Here is a 26,908-nt window from a genome sequence, read left to right as displayed (position 1 = left end):
CCCCTCGTCAGTTGGATGAGTCCACCAAGTATCTGTCGGATCTGGTGATACCGGTACCCCATTCACCCACGTCAGAGCCGCCACGGCCAACCGCGAGATGAAGCAAGATGGGCACATGCCCCCGATGCTGCGTCCCATGCTGGCCACCCCCGGTGACCACCCGCCCCTGGGTGACGCATGGGTCCATGAGGTCAAGTGGGATGGCATCCGGCTCCTCGGCGCGTCCGAGGAAGGACGTACGCAGACCCGACTCGTCACGCGCAACGGCAACGACGCCACCCCCGCCTGGCCCGAGATCGCGACGGGCCCGGAACGCGATGTCGTCGTCGACGGTGAGGTGATCGCGCTCAACGACGCCGGGCTGCCCGACTTCCGGGTGCTGATGGACCGGATGCACAACCGCGACGCCCGCCGCGCGGCGCGGTTCGCGGAGCGGATCCCGGCGACCTACATGGTCTTCGACCTGCTCCGGCTCGACGGACGGCTGCTCGTCGAGGAGCCGTGGGCCGAGCGCCGCAAGATCCTCGAGCGGCTCGTCGAGAGCGGCGACCTGTCCAGCTGGCAGGTGCCGCAGACCTACGACGACGGCCAGATGCTGCACGCGGTGACGCGGGAGCAGGGCCTGGAGGGGATCGTGTCCAAGCGCCGCAGCAGCCGCTACCGGCCGGGGGAGCGCACCAAGGACTGGGTGAAGCTGGCCCACCGCTACCGTGCCTCGCTCGTGGTCGGCGGCTGGCGACCGGAGGTGGGCACCGAGGGAGGCACCGAGCGGCTCGGCGCCCTGCTCGTCGGACAGCCGACACCCGACGGGCTGGTCTACCGCGGGCGGGTCGGCAGCGGCATCGGCGGCAAGCGGGGCCGGCGTCTCGCCGAGCTCCTCCGCGAGACGCCGCGCAGCCCGTTCGCCGGGCCCGACGTCGACCGCGACGGGGGAGTGCCTCCGGAGGATGCCCGCGGCACCCACTGGGTCGAGCCGCTCCTCGTGGTCGAGGTCGAGACCCATGGCAGCGCCGTCGCCGCCGCGACGTACAAGGGCCGGCTGCGGCAGCCGAGCTTCATCGGCATCCGCGACGACATCGAGCCGAAGGATCTGTGATGGTCGAACGAGAAGAGGTACGCGTCGAGGTCGACGGCAGGGTCCTGACCCTGACCAACCTCAGCAAGGTCCTCTACCCGCGCACCGGCATGACCAAGGGCGAGGTGCTCAACTACTACGCCCAGGTCGCGCCGGTGCTCCTCCCGCAGCTCCAGGACCGCGCCGTGACGAGGATCCGCTGGCCGCACGGCATCGGCGACATGTCGTTCTTCGAGAAGAACGCACCCGCGGGCACCCCGAGCTGGGTCCGCACCGTCACCGTCCCGACCACCGGGTCACGTACGGCAGACCACCAAGAAGGCACGCTCACCTTCCCGATCCTCGACAGTCTCGCGGCGCTCACCTGGGCCGCCAACCTCTCCGCGCTGGAGCTGCACGTCCACCAGTGGACGGTCGACGGCGACGGCACCCCGGCAGGTGCCGACCGGATCGTGATCGACCTCGATCCCGGCGAACCGGCCGGCCTCCAGGAGTGCTGCCAGGTCGCGCTGCTGGTGCGCGACGCCCTCGGCGAGCGTGGCCTCGCCGCGACGCCGGTGCTCAGCGGGAGCAAGGGCTTGCACCTCTACGCCGCTCTGCCGGAGCCCGTCGAGCCTGAGGTCGCCACGGCGCTGGCCAAGGAGATCGCCGAGGAGCTGCAGAAGGCCAACCCGACCAAGGTGACCGCGACGATGACGAAAAGCCGCAGGTCAGGGAAGGTATTTCTCGACTGGTCACAGAATTCTGGCTCCAAGACGACGATCTGCCCCTACTCGCTGCGAGGCAAGGAGATCCCGAAGGTCGCGGCACCGATCACCTGGCAGGAGGTCGAGAGCGGAGCCGAAGATCCCCTGGGAATCGAGCAACTGGGACCTAACGATGTGATCACGCGGGTATCAGTTTCAGGGGATCCCTTCACAAGTCCTACAGGCCCCTAACTATTGTTCTCCTCATGTCTAACTCCGTGCTCGTCGTAGAAGACCAAGAGGACATCGCCGCTCCGCTGGTGCGCACGCTGCAGCGTGAGGGCTATGACGTCACCTGGGTCGACTCCGGCAAGAAGGCGTTGGAGCTGCTGGCGCCGCCCTACGAGGCCGAGCTCGTGCTGCTCGACCTCGGCCTTCCCGACATGGACGGGCTGGAGGTCTGCAAGGCCGTGCGCGACAACGGCTACGAGGGCGGCATCATGATCCTCACCGCCCGCGACGCCGAGATCGACCTGGTCGTCGGGCTCGACGCCGGGGCCGACGACTACCTGGCCAAGCCGTTCGCGCTGGCCGTGCTGCAGGCGCGGGTCCGTGCGCTGCTGCGCCGCTCGGGCCCGGTCGAGCCCGGTGACGACGACGATGCCCTGCGCATCGACGTGGCCGCCCACCGGGTCTACGCCGGTGACCGCGAGGTCGCCCTGACCGGCAAGGAGTTCGCGCTCCTGGCCGTCCTGGCCGCCTCCCGCGACAAGGTGGTCTCCCGCGACCGGCTGATGGCCGAGGTGTGGGACGAGAACTGGTACGGCTCGACCAAGACCCTCGACGTCACCGTCGGACGCCTGCGTCAGAAGCTCGAGGCAGCCGGTGTGCTGGAGAAGGTCGTCGCGGTCCGCGGCGTCGGTTTCAGGCTCGAGGCGGCGGAGTAGCCGCAGCCGAAAAGGCGTCAGAACAGGTGTCCAACGCGTGAGATGGCTCACCTGAGAGGGCGAAATCAGGCGTGAGAACGGGCTCTGCGTACGGAATCTGCCTCTGGCGATTGGATCCGGCTTTGGCGGCGTGTCACCTTTGATGAGCCGTGCACGACGCACGACCGGCTCCGGCACACGCCCAATCCTGTCCCTCCGGACGCCGGCCCCAACTACTCAACTCTTACCCTCACACCCAGCAGCACGATGGGACAGGAGCGGGGGACCCAAGTATTACGCGGCTAACTCGGACAGTCGCTTGGGGTGAAGTCATCCACGGATGACCGGGCACCTTTCAGCCCGAACCCGACAGCTCACCTCGTAGGCGTGGGAAGGAACTCACGCATGTCCAAGTCCGTATCTCGTCCTGCCCATCGGGGCGCACCACGTCCGTTCCGGACGCCCAACGTCTCGATCGCCCGGACGATCGCAGGGTCCCTCAACGGCCACGGCAAGCTCGCCGGCCGGGTCACCCTGGCCAGCGGGATCGCCGCTGGCGCCCTCGTAGCGGTGCCCGCGGCCAACGCCGCCCCGGTCACCCATGAGTCGACCGTCGCGTCGGCCACCGTCGTCGAGGCTCCGGTCATGGAGCCCACCGCCACCCCGGCTGCGATGGTGACCGACATCAAGCAGCTCGACCGCGCGGTCGACGAGCAGCAGCGCAAGGCGGAGGCGGCCCGCAAGGCCGCCGAGGCCAAGCGCCAGGCAGCCATCGCGGCCAAGAAGGCCGCGGAGGAGAAGAAGAAGGAAGAGGCCGCGGCCAAGGCGTACGCCGAGAGCCAGTCCGGCAAGATCGAGAAGGCCATCAGCGTCGCCTCGGAGCAGATCGGTGACCCCTACGTCTGGGGCGCCACCGGTCCGGACTCGTTCGACTGCTCGGGTCTGACGCAGTACGCCTACGGTGCCGCCGGCATCGAGCTGCCGCGGGTCTCGGGGGCGCAGGCAGGTTCGCTGCCGACCATCCCGAACGACCAGGTCAAGCGCGGCGACCTGATCTTCTTCGGTGACCCCGTCTACCACGTCGGCATCTTCCTGCGCTGGGAGAACGGCCAAGCGATCATGCTGCACGCCCCGAAGCCGGGCGCCCAGGTTCGCGAAGAGCCTGCGTGGGACGGCTGGTTCGCCGGCTCGGTCCACCAGGCCGCCTGATCGGCCTGACCCCTCTGGATCCGTTCGTGGGTTCCAACTGAAAATCCCCCTGGTGCTCGACCTCCGGCTCTGAGCCGGAGGTCGAGCGCATTTCCGGGAGTGCAGTCCGCGAGTGCAGTCCGGGAGCGCCGTTGTCACCGCGAATCGGGTGCGGCACCACGGGACGGGTAGCCTTGCAGTCGTGGCAGGCCCCGAATTCGACACCGAGATCAAGCAGCTCCAGGCAACGATGCAGACCATCGGCCAGGTGCTGGACCTGGACGCGATGCGCAAGGAGATCGCCGACCTCGGCGACCAGGTCGCCGCGCCCGACCTCTGGGACGACCAGGACAACGCCACCCGCGTCACCGGCCGCCTCTCCCTGCTGCAGGGTGAGCTCAACAAGTTCACCGAGCTCGACACCCGCATCGGCGACCTCGAGCTGATGGTCGAGATGGCGCAGGAGGAGGGCGACGCCGACACGCTGGCCGAGTCCGAGGCCGAGCTCGGCCGGATCAAGAAGGCCGTCGAGAGCCTGGAGATCCGCACGCTGCTCTCGGGGGAGTACGACGCCCGCGAGGCTCTGGTCACGATCCGCTCCGGCGCCGGTGGCGTCGACGCCGCCGACTTCGCCGAGATGCTGATGCGGATGTACGTCCGCTGGGCCGAGCGCAACAAGTACCCGGTCGAGGTCTTCGACACCTCCTACGCCGAGGAGGCCGGACTGAAGTCCGCCACCTTCGCGGTCCACGCTCCATACGCCTACGGCACCCTGTCCGTCGAGGCCGGCACCCACCGCCTGGTGCGGATCAGCCCCTTCGACAACCAGGGCCGCCGCCAGACCTCCTTCGCCGCCGTCGAGGTCGTGCCCGTGCTGGAGCAGACCGACGAGATCGACCTCGACGAGAACGACATCAAGGTCGACGTCTACCGCTCCTCGGGCCCCGGTGGCCAGTCGGTCAACACCACCGACTCGGCGGTGCGCCTGACCCACATCCCGACCGGCACGGTCGTGTCCTGCCAGAACGAGAAGTCGCAGCTGCAGAACAAGGCCGCCGCGATGATCGTGCTCAAGGCCAAGCTGCTCGCGCTGAAGAAGGCCGAGGAGGAGGCGCAGCTCAAGGAGCTCAAGGGCGACGTCGCCGCATCCTGGGGCGACCAGATGCGCAACTACGTGCTCAACCCCTACCAGATCGTCAAGGACCTGCGTACGACCCATGAGGTCGGCAACCCGCAGGCGGTCTTCGACGGCGACATCGACGGGTTCTTGGAGGCCGGCATCCGCTGGCGCCGGGGCGCGGAGAAGGCCGAGCAGAACTGACCTACGCCGTCGCCCGGATCTTGAAGTGAGACTGTTTCGAGATTGGGTGGTGGCGGTGCTTTGAGCCGCGCCCGCGCGGGCTCACACTGCTGAACGTGACGATTGAACTGATGCCGGTGCCCACGCGCACCAGGCTGCCGCTGCCGGGCCGAGGGGCGACGTACGTCTATGACGTGCACGGCCCTGAGCACGGAGTCCCGATGGTCCTGCTGCACGAGCTCGGGGGCACCGCGAAGCGGTGGCGGAGCGTCATACCCAGACTTGCCGCGGCTCACCGCACCTACGCCTTCGACCTGCGCGGCCACGGCGAGACGGACTGGGCCTCGGAATACTCCCTCCGGCTCATCGCCGACGACATCATCGTCGCGATGGACGAGCTCGGCATCTCCGGTGCGGTCCTCGTCGGCCACTCCGCCGGGAGCGTCGTCGCGCTGCTGGTGGCCATGCACCGGCCCGATCTGGTCGCCGGCCTGGTCATCGAGGACGGTGCGCCGCCGTCGTCCGAGCGTGATCGCAAGCGGCCCGGGCGTCTGGGCAAGCCGGTCGCCCACGACTGGGAGTGCGTCGCGGCGCTGATGGTCGAGGCCACGATCCGCGACGAGTGGATGTGGGAGCAGCTCAGCGTGCTGCCGATGCCGACCCTGGTGGTCGCGGGCGGCGGCAACAGCCATATCCCTCGGGCCGAGCTCGAGGACGTCGCCCGGCGGATCCCGATCTCCGACCTGGTCTGCTTCGACGTCGGTCACTTCGTGCACCGCAACCAGCCCGCCGAGTTCGCCGAGACCGTCTTGTCGTGGATCGCGTCGCGGGTGGGATCCCCATCCCTAAGGACCCCACCCGCTCGCCGACAGGAACTGCTCTGACTCAGTGTCCGCGGCGTCGCGCGTCGCCCGGTGAGGTGCCTACCCGACCCGAGCGACTAAGTCGATTAAAGCACTAGACTTTAAGGAAGTGCAAACGGCTCGCCGTGGCGGGCCCGCATTCGGGGCGTCGTCTCAGGCCGAGGCCGCGTCGGCAGTGACCAGGCACCAGCGGGACGCGCGCTTCTGAAGGCTCGCGGCCGACTCGCCGGCCTTGCCTGTGAGCTCGCAGGAGAGCCAGGCGTCGCCGAAGAGGCCGCGGAACATCGCCTTCGGCTGCTTCTTCGAGTCGGTGCAGGTCAGAGCGACCGACGGCTTGCCATAGGCGGGCTTCGCCGCGGCCTTGCAGCCCTTCGGCACGCTCTTGGTCATCTGAGTGGCCCAGTCCTTGGTGACCGGCGGTGCGAAGACCCAGGCGCGGGCGGAGGTGGCCGAGTCCTTCGGGCCGGTCCAGATGCACCCGTACTCCTGGGCGACGTCACTGACGTCGCCGGAGATGGTGGTCTGGTCGCCGTCGTTGTAGGCCTTCTTCTCGGACGCGGCGCCGCCGAGGGCATCGCTCACGTCTGCCTTCGCGACGCGGTCGCAGAACGCGCCACGGCGTACGTGCATGGTGGTGGTGTCAGCGGTGCTGAGGTCGCCCTTCACCTCGGTGGTCTTCGGCTTGTCGTCTTTCAGGGTGAGCACGCCGATCCCGACCGCGATCGCGGTCAGGATGACTGCACCTATCAGTATCCGGCCTACAGAACCCACCTGGTCAGAGTACAGGGGCAGGTATCTCATCGCCGAAGTCGCGAGCCGTCCGTACGGGCGTCGGGAGGGTCGATCTGGGAGTCTGCAGGTCCGGTGGAGGCCCTGCTGAGCGCCGGCGGAGGGCCGGTGGTGGTCCGGTGGCGGTCCCGGCTCGGTGGTTGACCACGGTTGCACTACCCTCGGTCCGGTGATCCGCTTCGAGAAGGTCAGCAAGGCCTATCCAGGGCAGGCACGACCTGCCCTCAACAGCCTGTCGATCGACATCCAGAAGGGGGAGTTCGTCTTCCTCGTGGGCCAGTCGGGCTCGGGAAAGTCGACGGCGCTCAAGCTGATGCTGCGCGAGCAGCGCCCGACCAGCGGTCGGGTCTACGTCGCCGGCAAGGAGATCAACCGGCTCGCCGGCTGGAAGGTGCCGCGGCTGCGTCGCCAGGTCGGCACGATCTTCCAGGACTTCCGTCTCCTCGCCAACAAGACCGTCGCCGAGAACGTCGCGTTCGCGATGCAGGTCACCGGTCACTCCAGCCGTGAGATCCGGCAGCGCGTGCCGGAGACGCTCGAGCTGGTCGGGCTCGACGGCAAGGGCGAGCGGATGCCCGACGAGCTCTCCGGTGGTGAGCAGCAGCGAGTGGCCGTCGCCCGGGCCTTCATCAACCGGCCGATGATCCTCATCGCCGACGAGCCGACCGGAAACCTCGACCCCACGAACACCGTCGGCATCATGCGTCTGCTCGACCGCATCAACCGGTCCGGCACCACCATCGTGATGGCGACCCACGACGTCACCATGGTCGACCAGATGCGTAAGCGCGTCATCGAGCTCGAGCACGGACATGTCGTCCGCGACCAGGTCCAGGGTGGCTACGGTGCCCAATTCTGAGGCAACAGTTCTGACGCCCGCGTCCTGACCTCGCCCACGACCAGGCTCTACGACTAGAAAGGGTCCTCGACCCGCCATGCAGCTGCGTTACGTTTTCACCGAGCTCCAGCAGGGGCTCCGCCGCAACCTGTCGATGCACGTCGCGGTGGCCCTGACCCTGCTCGTCTCGCTCACTCTGGCCGGCGTCGGGCTCCTGCTGCGCGAGCAGGCCCAGCTCACCGAGGAGGTCTGGGGCGACGAGCTGCAGATCACCCTCTACCTGTGCAACGGCGCCAACGACCGCAACCCGCACTGTGCCGGCGCCGTCGACGACAGCCAGAAGGAAGTCATCACCGCCGCCCTCGACGACAACAGGTATGTCGACAAGGTCGAGGAGGAGAGCCAGAAGCAGGCCTACGAGCGGCTGCAGGCTCTCGATGTCGAAGGCGTCAGTGGCCCCGACCCGGTGGTGAAGTCCAGTGACATGTGGGAGTCCTACTGGGTCACGATGACCGACCCGCACCATTCCGCCGAGATCATCGAGGCGGTGGCGGGCCTCGACGGAGTCGACCATGTCGGTGACGTCCACGAGGTCACCGGGCCCATCCTCGCGGCTGTCGACGGGCTGCAGAGTGCGGCGCTCGTCGGTGCGATCGTGCTGGTCATCGCCGCCCTGCTGCTGGTCGCCAACACCATCCGGCTGGCGGCGTTCGCCCGCCGCAGGGAGATCGGGATCATGCGCCTGGTCGGTGCCTCCACGCTCTATATCGCGCTGCCCTTCCTCCTGGAGTCGCTGGTGGTGGCGCTGGTCGGCATCGCGCTGTCCGGGGTCGCGCTGGCCTCGGTGATGTACTTCGGCGTCGAGCAGCGGCTCTCCGCCACCTCGGTGACCCAGTGGGTCGGCTGGGAGGAGTTCTTCAGCTCCTTCGCGATCGTCGCCGTGCTGGGCATCCTGCTCACCCTGGTGCCGACACTCCTGCTCACGAGGAAATACATCAAGGTCTGACGCGGATCCCCTAGCGTCTGGGCGTCTTCTCTTCCCCAGCAGACCGGAGATGCCCTGTGCGCTGCCCTCGTCTCAGCAGTCCCCGTGCGCGCCGGATCGCGGCTGCGCTGAGCTGTGTCGTGGCGGCTGCCGTGCTGCTCTCGCCCGCGCCGCCGTCCTCCGCCGACGAGAAGGACCGCCTGGAGAAGGAGAAGCGAGAGGTCCAGCAGAGCCAGAAGGCTGCCGAGGAGGACCTCGAGCACTCCAGCGCCGGTCTGCGCGAGGCATCGGCGACGTACGCCGCGGCTCAGAAGAAGCTCGACGGGGCCCGCACACGGCTCGAGCAGCTCAACACCCGCCTCGGTGAGGTGCAGGCCGCCCACACCCGGCTGGAGGCCGAGCTGAGCGAGCAGAAGGCGCTGCTCGCGCAGGCACGCGAGCAGCTCGCCGAGGGCGAGGCCGAGGTGAAGGCTCAGCGCGAGGAGATGCGCGACGAGATCCTGACCCGGTTCACCGGGGGAGACCCGCGGCTCTCCCAGGCCGCGACGCTCCTCTCCGGCGGCTCGGTAGACGACCTGATGCGCCAGCAGACGTACGCCGACGCGGCCGCCGCCGGCCAGGACGCCACCCTGCAGCGAATGGAGGCGACCGAGACGATGCTCGTCGTGCGCGAGGGCGAGGTGCAGAAGGCGACGGCGGCGATCGCGGCCAAGGAGAAGAAGGCGCGCGAGCTGGTCGCCGAGGTCGACTCGCTGCGGGACCAGGCTGCGCGCGCCCACACCGAGATGTCGGCGCTGACGCAGAAGGCGGCCCGGGCGAAGCAGTCGGCGGAGGCGGCGAAGGCGGCCGATGCCGCCGAGCTGAAGAAGCTGCAGGGCGAGGAGTCGTCGCTGCGCCAGAAGATCCGGGCGCTCGCGGCGGCCGGCGCCGACCGCAACGTCGGGTCGGTCGGCGGCCTGTTCGCGGCCCCCGTGGCAGACACCTACATCACCTCTCCCTACGGCGTACGCAAGCACCCGATCTACGGCTACGTCGCGCTGCACAACGGCACCGACTTCCACGCCCCCTGCGGTCGTCCGCTGCAGGCCGTCGGGTCGGGCCGGATCATCTCGACCGCGTTCTCGAGCGTGTGGGGCAACCGGCTCCACCTGTTCCTCGGCAACGTCAACGGCCACTCCTACACCGCCGTCTACAACCACATCTCCAGCTATGCGAAGCGCTCGGGCACCGTCGGTCGTGGGGAGACCGTCGCCTTCGCCGGCACCACCGGCTGGTCCACCGCCTGCCACCTGCACTTCACGATGCTGCGCGACGGCACGCCCGTCGACCCGATGCCTCTCATCGGCGGCTGAGGCCGGCGTCGAACGCGCGGGTCGGCTGGGTGCGATCCCCGATGTGGGTGGGCGCAGCTGTGGCGAACACTCATCAGCAACCGATCTGCGGAGGTTGTGATGGTGCGAGCGAGACTCGGGTTGGTGGCTGCGCTGGCCGCGGTGCTGGCGTCGTCGACGGCGATGGTGCCGTCGGCCGCGTACGCCGGTGAGGATCGAGACGCCCTGCAGCGGCGTCTCGACGACGTCGTTCCCGCCGGCGCGATCGGTGCGCTCGCGGAGGTGCGCACCGATCGGGGCGTCTGGCGGGGCACCAGCGGGGTCGCCGAGATCGGCACGTCACGTGAGGTGCCGGTGAGGGGCAGCTTCCGGGCCGGCAGCGTCATGAAGTCGTTCCTGGCCACCGTCGTGCTGCAGCTCGTGGGCGAAGGCAGGCTTCGGCTCGACGACTCGATCGAGCGATGGCTGCCCGGGGTGGTGCCCGGAGGCGACCGGATCACGCTGCGCCAGCTGCTCGCACACACGAGCGGCCTCTACGACGTCGTTCGGACCCTGCCCCTGCCGCCCGACCCGCGGTTCGTCGAGAACCGGTGGCACACCTGGAGCGCGACGGACCTGATCGAGCGCGGGCTCGCGCAGCCGCCGACACATGCTCCCGGGGCGGCCTTCTCCTACACCAGCACCGGTTATCTGCTGCTCGGCCAGGTGGTCGAGGAGGTGACTGGAGCGACCTACGCCGCCGAGATCGAGCGACGGATCATCGGGCCGCTCCACCTGCGGCACACCATGCTGCCCGGCACGTCGCCGTGGATCCCTCGGCCCCATCCGCACGGCTATGCGCAGGTCGAGGGCGCGGCCGAGCTCGTCGACGTCACCGAGATGAACCCGTCGCTCTTCGGGGCAGCCGGCGAGATCGTCTCCTCGGCCGGCGACCTGAACCGGTTCTTCGCCGCGCTGCTCGGTGGACGCCTGCTCCCGGCTCGCCTGCTCGCGGAGATGAAGACGCCCGGGATCCCGGGGGAGACGTACGGCCTCGGCCTGCGGTGGGAGGACACCTCCTGCGGTGTGCCCGTCTACGGCCACGACGGTGACGCCGTGGCCTACCAGACCTGGTCGTTCGTGACCGCGGACGGTCGACGCCAGGCGACGCTCGCGGTGACCCGGAGCTACGAGGGGGACGCCGACGACGCGGCAGCGGAGTTCATCGACCAGGCGTTGTGCGGCTGACCCTGTGCGGCTGACCCTGTGCGGCTGACTCTGTGCGATCGGCCCGGTGTGACGGCCCCCGTGAGGCCAGCATCGTGCCTCGCGGGGAAACGTTTCGCGCTGGTGACCTCGGGCCTGAGAGAATGGACGAATGGCGAAGGAGCAGGGGCGCAAGATGATCGCGCAGAACAAGAAGGCGCGACACGACTATCACATCGAGGACACCTACGAGGCCGGCATGGTCCTGCAGGGCACCGAGGTGAAGTCGCTGCGTGAGGGGCGCGCGTCGCTCGTCGACGGCTTCGTCGACATCGACCGCGGAGAGGCCTGGATCCACGGGATCCACATCCCCGAATACCTCAACGGCACCTGGACCAACCACTCCGCCCGCCGCAAGCGCAAGCTGCTCCTGCACCGCATCGAGATCGACAAGATCGAGCGCAAGATCTCCGAGAAGGGGCTCACCGTCGTCCCGCTCGCGCTCTACTTCCTGAACGGTCGCGCCAAGGTCGAGATCGGCGTCGCCAAGGGCAAGAAGGCGTGGGACAAGCGCAACACCATCGCCGAGCGTACGGCCCGCCGCGAGGCCGAGGCCGAGGTCGGCCGCAAGCTCAAGGGGATGAAGGGCTGACGAGCGAGGCCGAGGGTCGAGCTTGCTCGTGCCCTCGCGCCGAGCGAGGAAGTCCCGCCGCCGAAGGCGGCCGGGCTGACGACCCCGCCATGGGGCGATAACCAAGTGGGGAATGCCGCCCGGGGACTGTAGTGTTGTCCTGGTGCCGGCCCAGCCGGCATTGACAATTCAAGAGGGGCTGATCGGTTTCGACTTGGGACGTTGCTCCCAGGGGAAGCGGGTCGAGGAGCCAGCGTCATCTCGTAAACGATCGCTGGAAACCAATAACTGCCAACGCTAAGCGCAGTTCCTTCGCTCTCGCCGCCTGAGCGGTGATCGAAGCGTCTGACCGAGTATCCGTCTCCGGCTCGGATCCAGGCGTCATCTAGGAGACTCCACCTCATGCACATGCCGACGGGGCATGAGGGACATCTAGTCGGCTGAGCCTGTCGGGGACGTGTCTGCGTCGAGCCCCGAGGATGAGAGAACGCCACCCACAGACTGCACCCGGAGAAGACCTGGCACGGCGCTCGAGGACCGGGGTTCGATTCCCCGCAGCTCCACTCGATCGAGGGCGACGTGTGCTCGCAGAATGCGCGAGCCGCGTCGCTCTCGTCATTTGTCCGCGCTTCGCGCGGTGGCGGGGGCTTCGCCACCCGCACCCCTGTGGCGACGCTTCGCGTCGCGGCGGGGATATCCCCGCACCCCTTAGTTGTGCGTGGCTGGTGTGCCGCGGGAGGTGGGGCCACAAGCGGCTCCGTACGTGGGCCGACATGCCGGTGCATCGGCGTGTCGGCCCACGTTCGGCGGGGTGGTGTGGCCGGATCAGCGGTCGGGGGTGGGGACGGTGAAGGTGGGGGTTCCGGGGGTCAGGTCCTTGGCGTAGATCTGGCGGTAGGTGTCGAGGTAGGGCGCCTTCTTGCCGGCGGTGGGGGTGTCGTCGGCAGGGTCCTCGACGGCGAGGGTGAGGCGGGCATCGGTCGTGGTGATCCGGCTCCCGGTCGGAGTGTCGACCCAGGCGCCGTCGTAGATCGTGCCGATCTCGACAGCGAGGGAGTGTCCCTTCGGGAGGGTCCAGTCCGTCGACTTCAGGTCCAGGGAGAGCTTCCCGGCGGTGTCCACGAGGGAGACCTGCTCGTCGAACATCACCGAGGACCCGTCGGGTGCCACGTCGTAGAGCTTGACCATCAGGTTGCCGACCCCGTCGTTGGTCAGGTGCAGGCGCGGCGTCCCGGTGAGACGTACGTCGGCAGGGACCGGCTCCGACCAGGTGGTGTGGCTCTGCTTGCGGCCCGGCGCGCCGCTGTCGACGTAGGAGCCGTCGCGCAGTGCCACCTCGTCCGAGACGGTTCGGGCGGGCCAGGTGTCCTGCGCGCGCCAGGCGCCGTGGCTGTCCTGGACGGCGAAGCTCGGGTGGTGGGTCGTCGGCTCGGTGCCCTTGAGATGCTCGTCGTAGAACGACATCACCTCCTCGAACCAGCCCTGGCGCCCCATCTGGAGCCTGCCGTCCTGGTCGCGCTCGTTGCCGCGTACGTGATCCCACTGCCCGAGCCAGCCGCGCTCGACGCCCTCGTGGTTGTCCAGGTACTCCTGCATCGACTCGGGCTTGGTGTTCGACTCGATGAAACCCTGGGTCACGAACAGCGGGGTGTCGCTGCCCTTGGCCTGCTCGGCGAGGTCACGTTGCCGCCAGTACTTCGACTCCGGGTCGGAGCTCAGGTTGTTGTCGGTGTTGTAGGCGACGCACTCGGGGTGCTGCTGCTCGTAGGCCGCGTTCTTGCGGTAGCGCTCGGTGTCGTCGGACAGTTGCGGCAGCTGGGCGATCTGGTTGTAGGTGTTGGGCGCGAGCACCCCGCTGAGCTTCGCGACGCGGTTGGAGCGGACGAGGTCATACATGTCCCAGGCCGGCTCCTGGGCCACGACGGCCTCGAGCCCGTCCGGGCCGAGGTTGTTGCCGACGAGGCCGGTGATGGCGTCGTACGACTTGCCGTACATGCCCACCGCGCCCGTCGACCACGACTGCGACGCGGCCCAGTCGACGGCTGCCTTCACGTCGGCCTGCTCGCCCTTGCCCATGAAGTCGAGGCAGCCGGTGGAGCCGCCGAAACCGCGCAGGTCCACCTGGACGAGCGCGTAGCCGCGGTCGAAGAGCTTGCCGCCCTCGGCCAGGTCCTGGAACCGGTCGGAGGGGCCGGCCGTCTTCCAGCCCTCCTCGGCCAGTTGCCCGGAGTGGCCGAAGTAGGCGCCGACCGAGAGGATCACGGGCACCTTGGTCCCGGCGGGCAGGTCCTCCGGCAGCATCACGTCGGCGTGCAGCTCTGTCTTCGAGCCGTCTGAGGACGGGAAGTAGTGCTCCGTCCACGCGGCCCCCTCGGGCACTCGGTCGTTCTCCGCGTGGGTGATGCCGCCGTCGGCCGGGGCGCGAGCGGGCTCCGTCGCGGCGTGGGCGGCGGCGCCGGCTGCGCCGGTCAGCATGGGCGCGGCCAGCAACGCGAGGACGGATGTGGCTGCTGCGGTGATCGTGGCAGTGCGGTGAGGTTTCACTGTCTCTCCCGGTGCGAAAGATGGGTCTCGGTGGTCGTCGCGGCGTCGTACGTGGTGCCGTGCCGTATCCAGCAGATGCTGTGCCGTTACGGCACACTCAAGTGCTCGTGATGGTGACCTGAATCACATCCGCAACCTGGTTGACCATGCCGCTGCGGCATGGTTTCGAATAGGTGGGTCGCCGCGGACGCGGCCGGCCAGGCCTGGACCGGGAGGACCACGATGGCGTGGAGCACACGCGAGATCGCCGAGCTGGCGGGCACCAGCCTGCGGGCGGTTCGGCATTACCACGAGGTCGGGCTCCTCGCCGAGCCCGAGCGGCGGGCCAACGGCTACAAGCAGTACGGGGTCGCCCATCTGGTGCGTCTCCTGCGGATCAAGCGCCTGGTCGACCTCGGCTTCTCGCTCCCTCAGATCGCCGAGATGGGCGACAGTGACGGGCATCCGGAGGAGGCGCTGCGCACGCTCGACGCAGAGCTCGCGGCGACCATCGAGCGGTTGCAGCGGGCCAGGATCGAGCTCGGCTACATCCTGCAGCGGTCGGCGCCGACCGAGCTGCCGCTCGAGCTCGCGACCGCTCTGACCGACACCCCGATCTCCGAGGATGACCGCTCGTTCCTCACGGTGCTCGGTCGCGTGCTCGGGCCACGCGGGATGGAGGCGTACGCCGGCCTGGCCCGGGATCCCGTGGTCGACCCGGTCGGCCAGGAGTTCGAGGACCTGCCGGCGGAGGCCGACGAGGAGGCCCGTGCCGATCTGGCCGAACGTCTGGTGCCGTTCGTGCATGCGCTCTACCGGCAGCACCCGGGCCTCGTCACCGCCCCGGCCGACTCCCCGCAGGGCGAGCGGACCGCGTCGAGAAACGTCCAGCGGGCGCTCGCCGACATCTACAACCCGGCGCAGGTCGACGTGATGGCCCGGTTGGGCGTGCTCCTCCATGAGCGTCCGGATCCGGCTTCTTCAACGGGTGAGCCGAAAGATTTGCGGTAGCGGGGTGACATCGCCGGATGACCACGACCGCACGGGCGATAGGGTGGTGAGGCGTACGTCACATGGAGGTAAAGATGTTCGAGGAAGGACAGCTCTACTCACCCGTCACCGTGGGCGAGGATGGGCAGGTCGAGGTGCATCTGGGGGACAACCACCCCGGGTTCGCAGACCAGGACTACCGGGCTCGACGCAGCGAGATCGCTGGCGCGGCGCTCGGTTGGAAGCCGGGGGAGAGTGTGCCCCGGATCGACTACACCGAGACGGAGAACGAGATCTGGCGCACGGTCTCTCGTGAGATCGCGCCGCTGCACGCGAAGTATGCCTGCCGCAACTACCTGGCCGCGGTCGAGGCTCTGAACCTGCCGACAGACCGGGTGCCGCAGCTCGACGAGGTGAGCGCCGGGCTGAAGGCGCTGACCGGGTTCGAGTATGTGCCGGCCGCGGGCATCGTGCCGTTGGAGGAGTTCTACGGATCCCTCGCCGATCGGCAGTTCCACTCGACGCAGTATCTGCGCCACCACGCGGTGCCGCTCTACACCCCTGAGCCCGACATCATCCACGAGGTGATCGGCCACGGAAACCTGCTGGCCGACCCGCAGGTGGCCGAGGTCAAGCGCCTCGCCGGCGCCGCGGCGCGACGGGTGCAGACCCGGGAGGCGCTCCAGGCCGTCGCCGACGTCTTCTGGTTCACCATCGAGTTCGGGGTGCTCCACGAGCAGGGCGAGCTCAAGGCGTACGGTGCCGGGCTGCTGTCCTCCTACGGCGAGATCGAGGAGATGCACGAGGTGGAGGTGCGTCCGATCGACTTCGCGCAGATGGCGACGGTCGACTACGACATCACCCATTATCAGCCGGTGCTCTTCGCCGCGGAGTCGTTCAGTCACATGGTCGACGAGGTCGGCAACTTCTTCGCGACCTGCGACGACGACACGCCACAGCGTCTCGGAGCCGCCTAGCCCGACCCGGCCGCTCCCGGGCGTTAGCCTCGGGAGATGATCGACGGCTACCGAAACCGCGCGCTGGAGGCGGCGCTTGCCGCCGCCGACGTCGACGCGGTCGGTGCCGCGCTGCGTACGGGGCAGGTCGTCGTTCCCCAGCTCGACGAGGCCCGGATCCGGGTCTTTCCCGGGGATCACGGCGACCGGCCTCCGTACGAGGCGATGCTCTTCTCCTCGCAGGAGAAGTTGGATGCGTTCGTGGCGAAGGACGCTCGGCGACGATCGCAGCTGCGCGATGCCGCCGGGGTGCGTGACTTCCTCGCCGCCAACCTCGAGGAGATCGCCCACGTCACCTTCGACCCCGAGGGGCCCGCGAGGCTCCGGGTGAGCGTCACGGACGTGCTCAAGGCGCTCGGGCCCAAGCCGCACGTCGACCTGCGGCTGCCGAAGGCGCAGGAGTGGTATGTCGTGGACATGTCCGACGAGGACGTACGCGACTACCAGCTCGCCGACCTGGCCGCCAAGGTGCTTCCGAAGGTGCAGCGCACCAAGAGCGAGCAGCCCGAGTGGGCGCAGTGGATGACCACTGCCAAGGAGACAGCGGTCGAGCAAGGGGCCGCTTTCCTGGCCTACTGGCTGCAGCGGGTCGGCCGGCGCCCGGCAGGGCTTGCGGTCGCGCTCGACCGGCCCGCGCCGTTCGGCCTGGTGCGTCACCCGATGCAGACCGACATGACCACGGTGGGACAGCGCTGGGTGGCCTCGCCCGACCGGCACTACGAGTCGCGGCTGGTCTACTCCTTCCCGCGCCGCGAGCTCATCGACCTGGCCCTGCCCACCGTCGACCTGGTGGTCGCGACGCTCTCGTGGGGAGAGGAGTCGTGAGCGAACCACAGCGAGCGAACGATGTGAGCTGTGTCTTCTGCCAGGTGATCGCTGGTGAGCTCGAGGCCGAGGTGGTGCTCAGCGACGACGACTTCGTGGCCTTCCTCGATCACCGTCCGGTGCAGAAGGGCCACATCCTGATGGTGCCCCGCCAGCACCTCGAGACCCTTCTGGATCTCCCGCCCGAACTGCACGAACGCTTCGTGGCCAACTCGCAGCGTCTCGCTGCCGCCGTGGTCGACGGCCTCGACGCGCAGGGCAGCTTCGTGGCGATCAACAACGTGGTCAGCCAGTCGGTGCCGCATCTTCACCTGCACGTCGTCCCGCGTCGCCGCGGCGACGGGCTCAAGGGCTTCTTCTGGCCGCGTCACAAGTACTCCGTCGGCGAACAGCAGGAGTACGCCGACCGACTTCGCGCCGTCCTGGGCTGAGACTGCGGATGAGCCCGGGCTGAGTCCGGGCTGAGTTCACCCAGGCGTACGAAACCGGCCATCAGTCCGTCGAGGCAGCGTCGGCGGGGATCGCCACGCTCGGGATCAGTCGTCATCCACTGATCTCGGGAGTGCGCAATGTCGCTGTCGTCAGTCGCGTCGAAAATCTTCACCTCAGCTCTGGCCGGCGTGGCGCTGGCCGCAGGCACGATGATCGCCCCGGCAGCGGTCAACGCCGCCGAGGCCCATCGTTCCGTCGACATCGCGGTGACCGCTCACCGCGGGGCGAGCGCCTACGCCCCGGAGAACACCCTCGCCGCCTTCGCGCTCGGGATCAGGCAGCGCGCCGACTGGATCGAGTCGGACGTGCAGGCCACCAAGGACGGCAAGCTCGTCCTGATCCACGACACCACCCTGGCGCGTACGACCGACGTCGAGCAGCGCTTCCCCGGTCGCTCGCCGTGGAACGTCAGGGACTTCACCCTCGCCGAGATCAAGACCCTCGACGCCGGCTCCTGGTTCAGCAAGAAGTACGCCGGAGCCCGGGTGCCGACGCTCAAGGAGATGATCGTGGCCGTGGGGCTCTCCCCGTCCGGGATCAGGATGGAGCTCAAGTCTCCGGCGCTCTACCCGGGCATCGAGAAGGCGGTCGCCGCGACGTTCGACTCCCTCCCCGGCTTCGTGCGCACGGCGGTGGCGACCGGACGGATCGCGGTGCAGAGCTTCGACTTCGGCTCGATGAAGACCTACAAGAAGATTCAGCCCGAGGTGCCGGTCGGCCTGCTCGGCAAGCCTGCCTACACCGCCCTGGACGACTACACCTGGGCAGACGAGATCAACCCCACCCACAGCGCCGTCGACGCCTCCTACGTTGCCCGGGTGCACCGGCTCGGCATGCACATCCACGCCTGGACCGTCGACGACGCCGCAGCGATGCGCAGGGTGCTCGACCGTGGCGTCGACGGCGTCATCACCAACCACCCGGACGTGCTCCGCGAAGTGATAGCCGAAGGCCGGGCGTCGAAACGTCATTCCTCGTTCACCGCACCACGGGCCGGGGGTCTCCCAGAGCCGGTGTGATCGCCGCATGACCACGTTGAACCCCACTCGCATGCGTGCTCTCACGCTCACCGCCGCCGCGGCGCTCACCGCAGGGACCGTCCTGGTCTCGACCCCCGCCTCCGCGGCGTCCACCACCATGACCGCCGTCCAGGCGGCCAAGCACAAGCACGCCGAACCGGTCGTCTTCGGCCACCGTGGCGCCTCCGGCTACCGGCCCGAGCACACGCTGGCGTCCTATGAGCTGGCCATCCAGCAGGGCGCCGACTTCGTCGAGCCCGACGTCGTCTCCACCAAGGACGGTGTGCTCGTCACCCGCCACGAGAACGAGATCTCGGGCACCACCGACGTCGCCGACCGTCCTGAGTTCGCGGGCCGGAAGACGACCAAGACCATCGACGGCAAGGCGCTGACCGGCTGGTTCACCGAGGACTTCACGCTCGCCGAGCTGAAGACGCTGCGGGCCAAGGAGCGCATCCCCGGCGACCGCCCTGACAACACCGCCTACGACGGTCTCTTCGAGGTGCCGACCTTCGAGGAGGTGCTCGACCTGGTCGAGGCCAAGGAGGCCGAGACCGGACGCACGATCGGGGTCGCCCCGGAGACCAAGCACCCGACGTACTTCGACTCCATCGGCCTCTCGCTGGAGGAGCCGCTCGCGAAGAGCCTGCGGCGCCACGGCCTCGCCGGCAAGCATGCCGCCGCGGTCGTCCAGTCCTTCGAGATCAGCAACCTCAAAGATCTCAACCGGATGGTGAACACCCCACTGGTGCAGCTGATCGACTTCGGCGGCGCGCCCTACGACCAGGTGGTAGCCGGGACGGGCGTGACCAACGACGACCTGGTCACCGACAAGGGCCTGCGAAGCATCAAGAAGTACGCCGACCAGGTCGCGCCCTACAAGTACTACGTCATCCCGCGCAATGCCGACGCGACGCTGGGGGAGCCGACCGACCTCGCCGCCCGCGCCGAGCGCATCGGGCTGCCGACCGTCATCTGGACGATGCGCGCCGAGAACAAGAACCTCCCGGCCGAGTGCCGCAAGGGCACCGACCCGATCGCGATCGGTGACCTCGGCTGCGAGGTCGGCCCGTATCTCGACGCCGGTGTCGACGCGTTCTTCACCGACCAGCCCGACCTCGGCGTCGCCGCCCGCGACGCGTGGGTCGCCGCCAATCGGTAGACACCTCGCGACCTGACGTACGGCCCTCGCTACAGTCGGCGGGGGCCGTACGTCATCGTCGGCTGAGTCACAGAGCCTGAGTCACACGAAGGAGTTTGGTCATGGGTCGTTTCGACGGTCGGGTCGCAGTCATCACCGGTGCAGCACGCGGGATCGGTTTCGGGGTCGCCACGCGTTTCGCCGAGGAGGGAGCCTCCGTCGCGATCATCGACCTCGACGAGGCCGCCGCCGTCGAGGCCGCGGGCAAGCTTCCGCTGGCCGAGGGAGCCAAGTCGGTCGGCATCGGGGCCAACGTCGCCAAGGCCGAAGACACCGAGGCCGCCGTGGCGCGCATCGTCGAGGAGCTCGGCGGTCTGCACATCCTGATGAACAACGCCGGGATCACCCGCGACAACCTGCTCTTCAAGATGACCGAGGACGACTGGGACCTGGTCATGGGCGTCCACCTCAAGGGCCACTTCCTGATGTCGAAGGCAGCGCAGGCGGTCTTCGTGAAGCAGAAGTACGGCAAGATCATCAACGTCTCCTCCACCTCGGCGACCGGCAACCGCGGTCAGGCCAACTACTCCGCCGCCAAGGCCGGCGTGCAGGGCTTCACCCGCACGCTCGCGCTCGAGCTGGGTGCCTTCGGCGTCAACGTGAACGCGATCGCGCCGGGCTTCATCGCCACCGAGATGACCGACCAGACCGCGGCCCGCCTGGGCCTCGACGTCGACGAGTTCCGCAAGCTCTCGGCCGACGCCAACCCGGTCAAGCGCGTCGGTGAGCCGGCCGACATCGCGGCCGCGGCCGCCTTCCTGGCCAGCGACGAGTCGTCCTACATCACCGGCCAGACCCTGTACGTCGACGGCGGCGCGACGGTCGCCTGATCTGGATAACCCCGGGCGCGGCGTTGTTGCGTGCAACGATTACCGTCTGAGGCTCGTCTCGGAACTGTGCCTCCCAGGCACGATCCACGCACGAACCAGGCACGATGTAGATGGAGATCGATGATGCGTACGTCCCGCCCGGGGTTCTGGCTGCGAGCAGCGGCAACGCTGGCCGTCGCGGGCCTGGCCCTGACCGGCTGTGGTTCCGATGACGGCCCGACGGACTCCAAGCCGTCCCCGTCCGCACCCGCCGGGCCCGACCACGAGCCGCTGACCGGCGTCGAGCTCCCCGACGGGCAGTCGGCGGCGCGCAAGCACCCCGTCTACATCGTCAAGATCGACAACACCGCGGCCAGCGCCCCTCAGTACGGCGTGGCCAAGGCCGACATCGTCGTGCAGGAGCTGGTCGAGGGTGGCGTGACGCGGCTGGCGGTGGGCTACTACTCCCAGCTCCCGAAGGAGGCGGGTCCGGTCCGCTCGATGCGGGCCACCGACGCCGGCATCGCGGCGCCCACCGGCGCCAAGATCATGACCAGCGGTGCCGCGCCCTACACCTTCGCGCAGCTGAAGAAGCACGGTGTGACCTGGCTCGACATGTCCACCCCCTATGTCGTACGCGACAGCAGCAAGCCCCACGACGAGCTGCACAGCGTGGTCGGCAAGGTGAGCAAGGCCGCCAAGGCTGCCGAGAAGGGCGGCAAGGCCAAGCGTCCCGGCGACTTCCTGCCCTGGGGCGATGCCTCCACGAAGCTGGCCGGCGGCAAGCCCGCCAAGGCCGTCGACGTGAGGTTCTCCCCGGCGCGTACGGACAACTGGGTCTTCAAGGGCGGCAAGTACGTCCTGAAGAACAACTACATGTCCAAGAGCGGACAGTTCCGCGCCGACACGGTGGTGGTCGCGCAGACCAAGACCACCATCGCGCCCTACAAGGACCCGGGCGGCTCGATCGTCCCGGTCTCGCACTTCACCGGCCGCGGCAAGGCATGGATCCTGCGCGACGGCCAGGCCGTCGAGGCGACCTGGGTGAAGAAGGGCGAGAAGGGCGCGGTCACCTTCACCGACGCCCAGGGCAAGCCCATCGAGATCCCGCCGGGCAAGGTCTGGATGGACCTGATCCCGCAGGGCAACGGTCAGGTCGACCCCGGCAGCGTCAGCGTCAAGTAGACCGTCGAGTCGGCTCGTCCTGACACAAAAGCACGTCGAGTCGGCTCGTTAGAACGAGCCGACTCGACGTCCAATTCGGTCAGGATGAGCCGACTCGGCTCAGCGCATGTCTTCGACCTTGACGTCCTGCTGGGCCAGGGTCTGCACGCCGGCGAGGAGATAGGTGACCGCGAGCTCGACGCGTTCGGCGGCCTCCTCGGGGTCGCCGGACTCTGTCACCGACTCACCGGCGGCCGACATCGCGCCGAAGAAGAGGCGGGCGAAGGTGGCGACCATCGCATCGCTGACGCTTCGGTCGCCGGCGCGCAGCACCGCGGCGACGATGTCTTCGACGACGGTGAAGGTGGAGCGCTCCTCCTGCTCGCGGTAGCGCTGGTAGCCCAGCACGGCGGGCCCCTCCTGCACGACGATGCGGCGGTAGGTGGGCTCCTGCACGGCCTCGAGGAACGTACGCAGCCCGGCGCGGGCCTGCTCCCAGGGGTCCTTCGACTCGCGCATGGCGCCGTCGATGCTCTTGGCGGTCGCGGCCTCGACCTTCTCGAAGACGACCTCGAAGAGGGCCTGCTTGCCGCTGAAGTGGTGGTAGAGCGCGCCCTTGGTGACCTCGGCGCCGGCGACGATCGCGTCGAGCGACGTGCTGGCGTAGCCGTGCTCGGTGAAGAGCTGCTCGGCGACCTCGATGAGCGTCTTCTTGGTCGAGGCGGAGAACTGCTGCCTCCGTGACATCCCGGGCACCGACGGAAGCGGGGGGACCTTGGGGACGAGCTTGCTCACGGACGACTTTGCCACGCACCCCACTCTATCCGCGCTCGGTGTGGAGGGCATCACACCGGGCATCGAGATGTTGCGAACCGTTCAGCCCGAGGTAGTTGGCATACTGTGAGTATGGGTCGTACTCTTGGTACGTACTCACGGTATGTGAGTGTGAACCAACCTTCCGCAAGGAGCCGACAATGAGCTGGACCAGGCATCACAAGCGCGGGGAGATCCTCCGTGATGTGGTTGTCGCCGTCGACGAGCGTCGTGACGGCCTGCTGCCTATGGATCTTCCCGGTGTCGCCGAGACCTTCGCCGGCGAGCTCGACCTGCTCGCCGCCCTCCACCTGCGCTGGCACACCCGCCTCTCAGGTCGGATCGAGACCGAGCTCGCCACCCAGCCGATGAACCTCGAGGACGCCGTCGTCGACGCCTGGCACGGCGCCGCCGACGACCTTCCCGGCATCCGTGCGGTCCTCGACCGCTACCACGCGCTCCCGGTCGACGAGACGATGGCCGCCTCGTTGGCCAGGGCGCAGGCCAAGGAGCATCAGGTGCTCGCGGTCATGTCCGGCAAGGGCTCGTTCGCCGATCCGCAGTGCGTCGCGCTCGGCTCGATGATCGAGCTGCGCGCCCGGGCGGAGTACGTGCCGGCCCCCGAGATCGTCGAGCGGCGCCGCTTCGGCGGCCTCGTCGACCGGTTCCGGTCCGCGCTCGCCGTGGCCTGATCTTCACGCGGCATACCCGAGATCTCTGTTGCGGAGCTGCCGCCTCGGGTGATGCGATCATGACGTCATGACGGAGGAGAACGACGTACGCCCGGGGCGGCTGCTGGTGGCCACCCCCGAGCTTCGCGACCCCAACTTCGTCGACACCGTCGTGCTCGTCATCGAGGCCAACGACGACGGCGCGCTCGGGGTGGTGCTCAACCGCCCCTCGCCGGTGCCGGTCGCCGAGGTGCTGCATCCGTGGGCGCCATCGGTCGCCGACCCCGACGTGCTTTTCGAGGGCGGCCCGGTGGGCAAGGACGCCGCGATCGCGGTCGCCCTGCTCGTCGACTCCGACGACCCGCCGCTGGGCTTTCGGGCGGTGGTCGGCCGGCTGGGCCTGCTCGACCTCGACACGCCCGTCGAGCTCGTCGACGGCACTCTGTCGCGGCTGCGCATCTTCGCCGGCTACGCAGGGTGGGGTGCTGCCCAGCTGGAGGGCGAGGTCGAGGAGGGGTCCTGGTATGTCGTCGACGGCGAGCCGTATGACGCCTTCCTCGACGACGTCAGCACGATGTGGGGTGCGGTGCTTCGCCGCCAGCCAGGTGAGCTGGCCTTCCATGCCACGCGCCCGGCCGACCCCGAGCTCAACTGAATCGCTCGCCTCCGCTCGCACGATCACGATCGGCCCCAGGTAGCATGAGGCATATGGGCATCCTGGGATTCGGCACGAAAGAAGCCGTCAAGGAACGGGAGGACGCATCCGAGCAGGGCGTCCCCACCGAGGAGGGTGACCACGATCGTTACTCCCATTACGTGGAGAAGGACAAGCTGACCGAGGCGATGGTCATGGGCACCCCGGTGGTCGCGTTGTGCGGCAAGGTCTGGGTGCCGAGCCGCGACGGTTCGAAGTTCCCGGTCTGCCCCGACTGCAAGGAGATCTTCGGGGAGATGCCGAGCGGCGGCGATGGCGAGGGCGACGAGTGAGTGAGCGTCGGCGAACGAGCACTCAGGTCACGAGGTCGCCGCGTGCGTACTCCGGCGCTTGCGCATCGGACGAGGCGAAGTGAGTCGGGCTGACCTTCCCGGCGCGCTCACACCGGCTTGGCCCAACAAGGCTGCCTGGGGAACGGCGACCAAGCTGCGCGCCTGGCAGCAGGAGGCGCTGTCTCGCTACCTGGCCGACCAGCCTCGTGACTTCCTCGCCGTGGCCACGCCAGGCGCCGGGAAGACGACCTTCGCGCTGACCGTCGCCGCCGAGCTCCTCGGCCGCCGGCTGGTCGACCGGATCATCATCGTCGCGCCGACCGAGCACCTCAAGACCCAGTGGGCCGAGGCCGCGGCGCGTGCGGGGATCCCGATCGACCCGACCTACTCCGCCGGGCAGGGTAAGACCTCGGCCGACTACGTCGGGATCGCGGTGACGTACGCCGGGGTCGCGGTCAACCCGCTGGCGATGCGGATCCGCACCGAGCGGTTCAAGACGCTCGTCATCCTCGACGAGGTCCACCACGCCGGCGACGCGCTCTCGTGGGGTGAGGGCGTGCGGGAGGCCTTCGAGCCCGCGGCGAGGCGGCTGGCGCTGACCGGCACCCCGTTCCGCTCCGACACCAACCCGATCCCGTTCGTCACCTACGCGCCCGGCGAGGACGGCATCCCGCGCTCGGCGGCCGACTACACCTACGGCTACGCGGAGGCGCTGCGCGACCAGGTCGTGCGCCCGGTGCTGTTCATGGCCTACTCCGGCCAGATGCAGTGGCGCACCCGGGCGGGCGACGAGATCGCCGTGCACCTCGGCGAGCCGCTGACAAAGGACCTGACCTCCCAGGCGCTGCGCACCGCCCTCGACCCGGCCGGATCCTGGATCCCGTCGGTGCTCGCGGCCGCCGACAAGCGGCTGACGGAGGTGCGCCGCCACGTGCCCGACGCGGGCGGGCTCGTCATCGCCACCGACCAGGACTCGGCACGCTCCTACGCCAAGACGCTGAAGGCGATCACCGGCCAGAGCGCCACCGTGGTGCTCTCCGACGAGAAGGCCGGCTCGAAGAAGATCGCCAAGTTCTCCGAGTCCGACGACCGCTGGATGGTCGCGGTGCGGATGGTCTCCGAGGGTGTCGACGTGCCCCGGCTGGCGGTCGGCGTCTACGCGACGACCACCTCGACGCCGCTGTTCTTCGCCCAGGCGGTGGGCCGTTTCGTGCGTGCTCGCACCCGTGGTGAGTCGGCGTCGGTCTTCTTGCCGTCGGTGCCCAACCTGCTCGGCTTCGCCTCCGAGCTGGAGCTCCAGCGCGACCATGTGCTGGGCAAGAAGATCACCAGCGAGGACGACATCTTCGCCGCCGAGGACGCGCTGATGGCGGCGGCCAACGCCGAGGAGGGCGCCTCCGAGGAGGAGCTCGGCGCCTGGGAGGCCATGGGGTCCGAGGCGCGCTTCGACAGGGTGCTCTTCGACGGTGGCGAGTTCGGCCACTCCGGCGAGGTGCAGGTCGGCTCCGAGGAGGAGATGGACTTCCTCGGCATCCCCGGCCTGCTCGACACCGACCAGATGAAGACGCTGCTCCAGCAGCGGCAGAGCGACCGGGCGCGCAAGCAGAAGACGACCTCGACCTCGGCGCCGGTAGCCGCCGACGAACCTGTCGCCGCGGTCGCCGCCCACGAGCAGCTCGCGGTGCTTCGCCGCGAGCTCAACGGCCTGGTCGCCGCCTGGCACCACCGCACCAAGGCGCCCCACGGCGTCACCCACAACCGGCTCCGCAAGGAGTGCGGCGGGCCGCCCGCGGCGGTCGCCAACGCCGAGCAGCTCCGCTCGCGGATCGACACGTTGCGTGAGTGGGCCGCCCGCGGCTCGGCCTGATGACCGCTCTCGAGATCGCCGTCACCTCGGTCGAGGGAGCCCGTGCCGCGCGTGCGGGCGGAGCGACCCGGCTCGAGCTTTGCTCGGCCCTGGAGGTCGGCGGCATCACCCCGTCGCAGGGGCTTCTCGAGGCAGTGCTCGACGAGGCCGGAGGCGTCGACTCCGACGAGGGTTGGCAGGGCGTGCACGTGCTCGTCCGGCCGCGGCCGGGTGGCTTCTGCTACTCCGCCGAGGAGCAGCGTCTCTACGCCCGTGAGGTCGAGACGGTGCTCGAGGCGGGCGCCGACGGCGTGGTCGTCGGTGCGCTGACGAGCCACGGGGAGCCCGACCTCGAGCTGATCGGCCGGCTGGCCGATCAGGCGGCGGCGTACGGTGCGACGGTGACGTTCCACCGGGCCGTCGACCGCTCCGCCGACCCGGTCGCGGCGATCGGCGCCCTGGCCGGTGTGGTCGACCGGGTGCTCACCTCCGGCGGGGCGCCGACGGCGGCCGCGGGAGCGACGACGATCGCTGCGATGGTGGCGGTCGGTGGTCCGGCGGTGCTCGCCGGCGGCGGCGTGAGCGTCGATGCGATCGAGGCTCTCGTGGGCCTCGGCGTCGAGGGCATCCACCTCTCCGCCAAGCGCCGGGTGGCCGACGGGAACGGTCTGGCTCTCGGCGTCGCCGACGACGGTGGCCACTGGATCACCGATCCGGCCCTGGTCGCCGCCGCAGCCGCCGCGCTGTCCTGACGC

At 69.0% G+C, this 26,908-nt stretch carries 27 protein-coding genes, 1 other RNA gene and 1 riboswitch; of the genes, 25 read left to right on the top strand and 3 right to left on the bottom strand.

The window, feature by feature from the left end:
- Positions 1-115 precede the first annotated feature (115 nt).
- The 6 genes from ligD (FB381_RS17825) (at position 116) to FB381_RS17800 (ending at position 6,059) form a co-directional block, all read left to right on the top strand.
- Positions 116-1,096 (top strand): non-homologous end-joining DNA ligase, encoded by a 981-nt coding sequence (ligD, locus tag FB381_RS17825; RefSeq protein ID WP_141781522.1) that lies wholly within the window; start codon positions 116-118, stop codon positions 1,094-1,096.
- Positions 1,096-2,013 (top strand): non-homologous end-joining DNA ligase, encoded by a 918-nt coding sequence (gene ligD / locus FB381_RS17820; protein WP_141781521.1) that lies wholly within the window; start codon positions 1,096-1,098, stop codon positions 2,011-2,013. The genes ligD (FB381_RS17825) and ligD (FB381_RS17820) overlap by 1 nt, the downstream gene beginning before the upstream one ends.
- Before the next feature lie 14 nt (positions 2,014-2,027).
- Positions 2,028-2,708, top strand: a complete 681-nt coding sequence (locus FB381_RS17815; protein WP_170225214.1) for a response regulator transcription factor — start codon at positions 2,028-2,030, stop codon at positions 2,706-2,708.
- Between the two features lie 216 nt (positions 2,709-2,924).
- A riboswitch (cyclic di-AMP (ydaO/yuaA leader) is annotated at positions 2,925-3,090 on the top strand.
- A gap of 2 nt (positions 3,091-3,092) precedes the next feature.
- Positions 3,093-3,896, top strand: a complete 804-nt coding sequence (locus FB381_RS17810) for a C40 family peptidase (protein ID WP_141781520.1) — start codon at positions 3,093-3,095, stop codon at positions 3,894-3,896.
- A gap of 181 nt (positions 3,897-4,077) precedes the next feature.
- Complete coding sequence (prfB, locus tag FB381_RS17805; RefSeq protein ID WP_141781519.1) at positions 4,078-5,196, top strand: peptide chain release factor 2; 1,119 nt, start codon at positions 4,078-4,080, stop codon at positions 5,194-5,196.
- A 95-nt stretch (positions 5,197-5,291) separates the two neighbouring features.
- The gene (locus tag FB381_RS17800; protein WP_141781518.1) at positions 5,292-6,059 is read left to right on the top strand and encodes an alpha/beta fold hydrolase; all 768 of its coding nucleotides are present in this window, start codon (positions 5,292-5,294) and stop codon (positions 6,057-6,059) included.
- Between the two features lie 132 nt (positions 6,060-6,191).
- Here FB381_RS17800 and FB381_RS17795 read toward each other — a convergent pair whose 3' ends face one another.
- Positions 6,192-6,809 carry a hypothetical protein gene (locus tag FB381_RS17795; protein WP_141781517.1) on the bottom strand — a complete coding sequence of 206 codons (618 nt, stop codon included), beginning with the start codon at positions 6,807-6,809 and terminating at the stop codon, positions 6,192-6,194.
- A gap of 187 nt (positions 6,810-6,996) precedes the next feature.
- Here FB381_RS17795 and ftsE point away from each other — a divergent pair, with 187 nt between their 5' ends.
- The 6 genes from ftsE (at position 6,997) to ssrA (ending at position 12,363) form a co-directional block, all read left to right on the top strand.
- Positions 6,997-7,686: a cell division ATP-binding protein FtsE gene (ftsE, locus tag FB381_RS17790; protein ID WP_141781516.1), complete on the top strand. Its 690-nt coding sequence runs from the start codon at positions 6,997-6,999 to the stop codon at positions 7,684-7,686.
- A 76-nt stretch (positions 7,687-7,762) separates the two neighbouring features.
- On the top strand, positions 7,763-8,671 hold the full coding sequence (gene ftsX, locus FB381_RS17785; protein ID WP_141781515.1) for a permease-like cell division protein FtsX: 909 nt from the start codon (positions 7,763-7,765) through the stop codon (positions 8,669-8,671).
- 119 nt (positions 8,672-8,790) lie between these two features.
- Positions 8,791-10,002, top strand: a complete 1,212-nt coding sequence (locus FB381_RS17780) for a M23 family metallopeptidase (RefSeq protein ID WP_141781514.1) — start codon at positions 8,791-8,793, stop codon at positions 10,000-10,002.
- Between the two features lie 102 nt (positions 10,003-10,104).
- Positions 10,105-11,208 (top strand): serine hydrolase domain-containing protein, encoded by a 1,104-nt coding sequence (locus FB381_RS17775; RefSeq protein ID WP_246088173.1) that lies wholly within the window; start codon positions 10,105-10,107, stop codon positions 11,206-11,208.
- A gap of 130 nt (positions 11,209-11,338) precedes the next feature.
- Positions 11,339-11,818, top strand: a complete 480-nt coding sequence (smpB, locus tag FB381_RS17770) for an SsrA-binding protein SmpB (protein WP_141781513.1) — start codon at positions 11,339-11,341, stop codon at positions 11,816-11,818.
- A 174-nt stretch (positions 11,819-11,992) separates the two neighbouring features.
- Positions 11,993-12,363: a transfer-messenger RNA gene (gene ssrA / locus FB381_RS17765) on the top strand.
- A gap of 259 nt (positions 12,364-12,622) precedes the next feature.
- On the opposite strand, the gene FB381_RS17760 is transcribed toward ssrA, so the two are convergent.
- A complete protein-coding gene (locus tag FB381_RS17760) occupies positions 12,623-14,341 on the bottom strand; it encodes a CocE/NonD family hydrolase (protein WP_170225213.1) in 1,719 nt (572 codons plus the stop codon).
- A gap of 222 nt (positions 14,342-14,563) precedes the next feature.
- On the opposite strand from FB381_RS17760, the gene FB381_RS17755 reads away from it, so the two are divergent.
- The 8 genes from FB381_RS17755 (at position 14,564) to FB381_RS17720 (ending at position 21,857) form a co-directional block, all read left to right on the top strand.
- On the top strand, positions 14,564-15,331 hold the full coding sequence (locus FB381_RS17755; RefSeq protein WP_141781512.1) for a MerR family transcriptional regulator: 768 nt from the start codon (positions 14,564-14,566) through the stop codon (positions 15,329-15,331).
- Positions 15,332-15,405: 74 nt separating this feature from the next.
- Positions 15,406-16,287 carry a phenylalanine 4-monooxygenase gene (locus FB381_RS17750; RefSeq protein WP_170225212.1) on the top strand — a complete coding sequence of 294 codons (882 nt, stop codon included), beginning with the start codon at positions 15,406-15,408 and terminating at the stop codon, positions 16,285-16,287.
- A gap of 36 nt (positions 16,288-16,323) precedes the next feature.
- A complete protein-coding gene (locus FB381_RS17745) occupies positions 16,324-17,151 on the top strand; it encodes an SseB family protein (protein WP_141781510.1) in 828 nt (275 codons plus the stop codon).
- Positions 17,148-17,582: an HIT family protein gene (locus FB381_RS17740; RefSeq protein WP_246088172.1), complete on the top strand. Its 435-nt coding sequence runs from the start codon at positions 17,148-17,150 to the stop codon at positions 17,580-17,582. The genes FB381_RS17745 and FB381_RS17740 overlap by 4 nt, the downstream gene beginning before the upstream one ends.
- Before the next feature lie 138 nt (positions 17,583-17,720).
- The gene (locus FB381_RS17735; protein ID WP_141781509.1) at positions 17,721-18,662 is read left to right on the top strand and encodes a glycerophosphodiester phosphodiesterase; all 942 of its coding nucleotides are present in this window, start codon (positions 17,721-17,723) and stop codon (positions 18,660-18,662) included.
- A 31-nt stretch (positions 18,663-18,693) separates the two neighbouring features.
- The gene (locus tag FB381_RS17730) at positions 18,694-19,824 is read left to right on the top strand and encodes a glycerophosphodiester phosphodiesterase (RefSeq protein ID WP_246088171.1); all 1,131 of its coding nucleotides are present in this window, start codon (positions 18,694-18,696) and stop codon (positions 19,822-19,824) included.
- A 101-nt stretch (positions 19,825-19,925) separates the two neighbouring features.
- Positions 19,926-20,693 (top strand): SDR family NAD(P)-dependent oxidoreductase, encoded by a 768-nt coding sequence (locus tag FB381_RS17725; protein ID WP_141781507.1) that lies wholly within the window; start codon positions 19,926-19,928, stop codon positions 20,691-20,693.
- Positions 20,694-20,816: 123 nt separating this feature from the next.
- Complete coding sequence (locus FB381_RS17720; protein ID WP_170225211.1) at positions 20,817-21,857, top strand: DUF3048 domain-containing protein; 1,041 nt, start codon at positions 20,817-20,819, stop codon at positions 21,855-21,857.
- Between the two features lie 99 nt (positions 21,858-21,956).
- On the opposite strand, the gene FB381_RS17715 is transcribed toward FB381_RS17720, so the two are convergent.
- Entirely contained in the window at positions 21,957-22,646 is a 690-nt protein-coding gene (locus tag FB381_RS17715; protein WP_246088170.1) for a TetR/AcrR family transcriptional regulator, read from the bottom strand.
- Between the two features lie 164 nt (positions 22,647-22,810).
- Here FB381_RS17715 and FB381_RS17710 point away from each other — a divergent pair, with 164 nt between their 5' ends.
- The 5 genes from FB381_RS17710 (at position 22,811) to FB381_RS17690 (ending at position 26,905) form a co-directional block, all read left to right on the top strand.
- The gene (locus FB381_RS17710) at positions 22,811-23,341 is read left to right on the top strand and encodes a hypothetical protein (RefSeq protein ID WP_141781505.1); all 531 of its coding nucleotides are present in this window, start codon (positions 22,811-22,813) and stop codon (positions 23,339-23,341) included.
- Between the two features lie 67 nt (positions 23,342-23,408).
- Positions 23,409-23,975, top strand: coding sequence for a YqgE/AlgH family protein (locus tag FB381_RS17705; protein WP_141781504.1), 567 nt, complete (start codon positions 23,409-23,411; stop codon positions 23,973-23,975).
- A 53-nt stretch (positions 23,976-24,028) separates the two neighbouring features.
- A complete protein-coding gene (locus FB381_RS17700; RefSeq protein WP_141781503.1) occupies positions 24,029-24,307 on the top strand; it encodes a DUF3039 domain-containing protein in 279 nt (92 codons plus the stop codon).
- A 79-nt stretch (positions 24,308-24,386) separates the two neighbouring features.
- A complete protein-coding gene (locus tag FB381_RS17695; protein WP_141781502.1) occupies positions 24,387-26,174 on the top strand; it encodes a DEAD/DEAH box helicase in 1,788 nt (595 codons plus the stop codon).
- Positions 26,174-26,905 carry a copper homeostasis protein CutC gene (locus tag FB381_RS17690; RefSeq protein WP_141781501.1) on the top strand — a complete coding sequence of 244 codons (732 nt, stop codon included), beginning with the start codon at positions 26,174-26,176 and terminating at the stop codon, positions 26,903-26,905. Before FB381_RS17695 ends, FB381_RS17690 begins: the two co-directional genes overlap by 1 nt.
- The last annotated feature ends 3 nt before the right edge of the window (positions 26,906-26,908 follow it).

Source organism: Nocardioides albertanoniae (assembly GCF_006716315.1).
Classification (GTDB): domain Bacteria; phylum Actinomycetota; class Actinomycetes; order Propionibacteriales; family Nocardioidaceae; genus Nocardioides; species Nocardioides albertanoniae.
The sequence above is the reverse complement of the archived record's forward strand: the minus strand, read 5'-3'. Positions and strand labels throughout refer to the sequence as shown.

Bases quoted from the DNA above. Each gene is read 5' to 3' on its own strand.
- ligD (WP_141781522.1), top strand. From the start codon at position 116: ATGCCCCCGATGCTGCGTCCCATGCTGGCCACCCCCGGTGACCACCCG.
- ligD (WP_141781521.1), top strand. From the start codon at position 1,096: ATGGTCGAACGAGAAGAGGTACGCGTCGAGGTCGACGGCAGGGTCCTG.
- FB381_RS17815 (WP_170225214.1), top strand. From the start codon at position 2,028: ATGTCTAACTCCGTGCTCGTCGTAGAAGACCAAGAGGACATCGCCGCT.
- FB381_RS17810 (WP_141781520.1), top strand. From the start codon at position 3,093: ATGTCCAAGTCCGTATCTCGTCCTGCCCATCGGGGCGCACCACGTCCG.
- ftsX (WP_141781515.1), top strand. From the start codon at position 7,763: ATGCAGCTGCGTTACGTTTTCACCGAGCTCCAGCAGGGGCTCCGCCGC.
- smpB (WP_141781513.1), top strand. From the start codon at position 11,339: ATGGCGAAGGAGCAGGGGCGCAAGATGATCGCGCAGAACAAGAAGGCG.
- FB381_RS17755 (WP_141781512.1), top strand. From the start codon at position 14,564: ATGGCGTGGAGCACACGCGAGATCGCCGAGCTGGCGGGCACCAGCCTG.
- FB381_RS17750 (WP_170225212.1), top strand. From the start codon at position 15,406: ATGTTCGAGGAAGGACAGCTCTACTCACCCGTCACCGTGGGCGAGGAT.
- FB381_RS17745 (WP_141781510.1), top strand. From the start codon at position 16,324: ATGATCGACGGCTACCGAAACCGCGCGCTGGAGGCGGCGCTTGCCGCC.
- FB381_RS17735 (WP_141781509.1), top strand. From the start codon at position 17,721: ATGTCGCTGTCGTCAGTCGCGTCGAAAATCTTCACCTCAGCTCTGGCC.
- FB381_RS17730 (WP_246088171.1), top strand. From the start codon at position 18,694: ATGCGTGCTCTCACGCTCACCGCCGCCGCGGCGCTCACCGCAGGGACC.
- FB381_RS17725 (WP_141781507.1), top strand. From the start codon at position 19,926: ATGGGTCGTTTCGACGGTCGGGTCGCAGTCATCACCGGTGCAGCACGC.
- FB381_RS17720 (WP_170225211.1), top strand. From the start codon at position 20,817: ATGCGTACGTCCCGCCCGGGGTTCTGGCTGCGAGCAGCGGCAACGCTG.
- FB381_RS17710 (WP_141781505.1), top strand. From the start codon at position 22,811: ATGAGCTGGACCAGGCATCACAAGCGCGGGGAGATCCTCCGTGATGTG.
- FB381_RS17705 (WP_141781504.1), top strand. From the start codon at position 23,409: ATGACGGAGGAGAACGACGTACGCCCGGGGCGGCTGCTGGTGGCCACC.
- FB381_RS17700 (WP_141781503.1), top strand. From the start codon at position 24,029: ATGGGCATCCTGGGATTCGGCACGAAAGAAGCCGTCAAGGAACGGGAG.
- FB381_RS17690 (WP_141781501.1), top strand. From the start codon at position 26,174: ATGACCGCTCTCGAGATCGCCGTCACCTCGGTCGAGGGAGCCCGTGCC.